The sequence below is a fragment of the Treponema sp. UBA7570 genome (assembly GCA_002477955.1).
Classification (GTDB): Bacteria; Spirochaetota; Spirochaetia; order Treponematales; family Treponemataceae; genus Treponema_D.
The window spans coordinates 1-766 of sequence record DLLE01000036.1 but is presented as its reverse complement, the minus strand read 5'-3'; the positions used below and the strand labels follow the sequence as shown (position 1 = coordinate 766).

Genomic DNA, 766 nt, shown 5'->3' with positions numbered 1-766 from the left:
GCCTCTGGCAAGCATTTGCCAGAGGCGCTGTTTTTTAAACCTATTCCTTTTCCCAGTCTACATCAGGCAGGGCGTCTACAATGTCCGCTGTCTGCACAGACACGTTTACAATGCTAAGGAGCAAGTCCAGAATATAGCGCGGCTTTTCGTGCTCCCTTGACCAGTCGTTCGGGTCGTTTGTAATTCCGCTTTTTTTGTCGGTGGTTACCGCATAGCGTTCCATTATCCACTCGATTGCGGATTTTCCGTTTACCACATATTCATAGGCTTTTTGCGGAATATTTTTTACCGTGTGGTAGTGATTATATATAATGGTGTCTTTCTGCCCCTTTTTTGGAAACTTCATCTGACAGACTTCATAGTATTCGTATTCGCTGTTTAAAGCGCCGGCTTTTGCCTTTTCTGCGACAAAAAGCTCCTCGCCCGGTGTGTTTTTTGAATTTAAAGATACGTATTTTTTATTTTCAAGGCTTTCTATTGTCAACCCTTGATATGCGGCAATCTGCTCATAATTCAAATGAAGCTCCGCCAGCTTTCGTCCTGCCTTGCTGAACGCCCAGAATTTCTCATAGTCGCTTATAAGCGGAATGCGCGGAAGCATTTTCTTTAAGTCGGCGCTGAAAGTCTTGCGGTAGCTTTTGGAATGCAGGATACCGTAGACATAATAGAAAATGTCTTCTTTCTGAACTTTGTTTCCGTACTTGCCCTGGGCGCGCTCCAATATAAAGTCGCTGACAGCCTCGTGCCTTACAATTTGCGCGTCGTC

General features: G+C 44.9%; 1 protein-coding gene. It reads right to left on the bottom strand.

Annotated features, from left to right (window positions below; translation table 11 throughout):
* Positions 1-40: 40 nt before the first annotated feature.
* The coding region (locus B4N75_RS04420) for a type ISP restriction/modification enzyme (protein WP_349681379.1) at positions 41-766 on the bottom strand (726 nt) is incomplete at its 5' end.